This is a genomic window from Cobetia sp. (assembly GCF_983723665.1).
Genome location: NZ_CFDJES010000101.1, coordinates 7,233 through 9,722, shown reverse-complemented (window position 1 = coordinate 9,722; position 2,490 = coordinate 7,233). Strand labels below are relative to the sequence as shown.

3 protein-coding genes are annotated in these 2,490 nt (G+C 64.9%); all 3 read left to right on the top strand.

The features are described from left to right. Positions 1–668, top strand: a 668-nt coding sequence (locus AC4FAH_RS10615; protein WP_490246008.1) for an oxidoreductase, incomplete at its 5' end; no start/stop codon positions are given. A 179-nt stretch (positions 669–847) separates the two neighbouring features. Then, positions 848–1,315 (top strand): copper resistance protein NlpE N-terminal domain-containing protein, encoded by a 468-nt coding sequence (locus tag AC4FAH_RS10610; RefSeq protein ID WP_043336742.1) that lies wholly within the window; start codon positions 848–850, stop codon positions 1,313–1,315. A gap of 141 nt (positions 1,316–1,456) precedes the next feature. Next, positions 1,457–2,490: DNA repair protein RadA (radA, locus tag AC4FAH_RS10605; protein ID WP_490246007.1), on the top strand; the 1,034-nt coding region annotated here is incomplete at its 3' end.

Here is a 2,490-nt window from a genome sequence, read left to right as displayed (position 1 = left end):
TGGAGACGGACGAGATTCCCCAGCTGATCGAGGACTATCGCCAGGCCGCCGTGCGTGCCAAGCGTGCCGGCTTCGACATGATCGAGGTGCACGCCGCCAACGCCTATCTGCTCAACCAGTTCATGGCCACCGGCACCAATCAGCGCACTGACCAGTACGGTGGCTCGGTCGAGAACCGTGCGCGCCTGACGCTGGAAGTCGTCGATGCCGTCGCCGAAGTCTTCGGCCCTGAGCGTACCGGCATCCGCCTGACGCCCTTCATCGAGATCTTCGGCCTGACCGATGACGAGCCGGAAGAAATGGCCTTCTACATGGCCGAGCAGCTCTCTAGACGTGGCATCGCCTATGTGCACGTCAACGAGCCGGACTGGGCCGGTGGCGACATCAAGTTCAGCGATGACTTCCGTCGTGCCCTGCGCGAGCGCGTCACGGGCGCGCTGATCTTCTGCGGCCATTACGACGGTGAGAGCGCGGCACGCATCATCGATGAGGGCATCGCGGATGCCGTCGCCATCGGGCGCCCGTATATCGCCAACCCGGACCTGGTCGAACGCATTCGCCTCGGGGCTGAACTCAACGAGCAGGACCCGGACACCTTCTACGGTGGTGGCGCCGAGGGTTACACCGACTATCCGTATCTCGACAATGGCCATGATCGCCGCGGCTGAGGCCGACACGATTTAGCGAATGGTGTTCGATAAACGCCATCGGGGGTGGCCTCTCGGGGCGGATACCCGCTATTCTTGAGCATGGAAGCTTGTGAGCGGGCTGCCTGCCAAAGCGGGTAGACCGCTCGCCGTCGATAGCGCTGACGCTGCTATCGAGTCATCGCCTTAAGGAGGATTCAATGCAGATCAGGACTCTGATGGTGGGAGCCGCGCTGATGGTCGGTCTCGCCGGGTGCGCATCAACGGCCCAGACCAATGACGGTGCCGCTGACAACAGCGCCACCGAGACAGCCAGCGAGCAGGTTGCCGTCTACAAGGGCACCCTGCCGTGTCGTCGTTGCACGGGCATTGACCTCGATGTACGCCTCAAGGGTGCCGAAGAGGCAGCCCAGGATGAGCGTACCTTCAGTCTCGATGCCACCTATCGTGATCATCCGCAGCAGCCGGATCCAGAGCATTACGAAGGCCAGTGGGACGTGCTGTCCGGCACCGTGACGGACCCGAACGCGACCGTCTATGAGCTGACGCCGGACGGCGAAGGCCAGACCTACTACTTCCTGCGTCTGGATGCCCAGACCCTGGAGCTGGTCGACCCGCAGAAGCGTCGCTTCCAGAACGGTGAGACACTGCGCCTCAAGCGCCAGTAAGCGTGCCGTGCGCCACAAGGCGATCGTGAGCACAAGGAAGGCGGCGCAAGCCGCCTTCCTTGTGTCTGGCCGTTGGAAATCCGCGGCTGACGACACTCCGCCGCGGCGCCGAGAATCATTTCTTCCCGACAGGATTGTCTGATGGCGAAAGCAAAGAGCGCCTTCGTATGTACCGAATGCGGTAGCGAATTCTCGAAGTGGCAGGGCCAGTGCAGCGGCTGCCGCGAGTGGAACACCCTGCAGGAAATCCGCGTCGGCGCCACGGTATTGCCCGGCGCCGCCCCCGCTGCGGGGGCCGTCGCCGGTAGTGCCGCGCGTAGCGCCAGCAATGGGCGGGGCGGCTACGCCGGCACGCTCAGCGACAACGTGACCGATCTTTCCAATGTCTCGCTGGCCGAGGTGCCGCGCTTCTCCTCGACCTTCGGCGAGTTCGACCGCGTGCTGGGCGGCGGGCTGGTGCCGGGTTCCGCCGTGCTGCTCGGTGGCCACCCGGGGGCCGGCAAGTCGACGCTGCTGCTGCAGACCGCCTGCAAGCTCGCCCAGCACAAGCGCTCACTGTACGTCACTGGCGAGGAATCGCTGTCGCAGGTGGCGATGCGCGCCCATCGTCTGCAGCTGCCGACCCAGGGCCTCAAGATGCTGGCCGAGACCAGCGTCGAGACGATTCTGGCCACCGCCGAGCGCGAGAAGCCCGAGGTGCTGATCATCGACTCCATCCAAACCATGCATCTGGAGGATCTGTCATCCGCGCCGGGTGGTGTCTCGCAGGTGCGTGAGTCCGCCGCCGCGCTGACCCGCTTCGCCAAGCGAACCAACACCGTGCTGCTGCTGGTCGGCCACGTGACCAAGGACGGCTCGCTGGCCGGACCCAAGGTGCTGGAGCACATGATCGACGCCTCCCTGCTGCTTGAGGGCGATGGCGATTCGCGCTTCCGCACGCTGCGTGGCCAGAAGAACCGCTTCGGTGCGGTCAACGAGCTGGGCGTGTTCGCCATGGTCGAGCTGGGTCTGAAGGAGGTGAAGAACCCCAGCGCGATCTTCCTGTCGCGCAGCGAGGAGCAGTCCTCCGGCAGCCTGGTGATGGTGGTGTGGGAGGGCACGCGGCCGATTCTGATCGAAGTGCAGGCCTTGCTGGATGACTCGCCGCTGGGCAATCCCCGCCGTGTCGCCGTCGG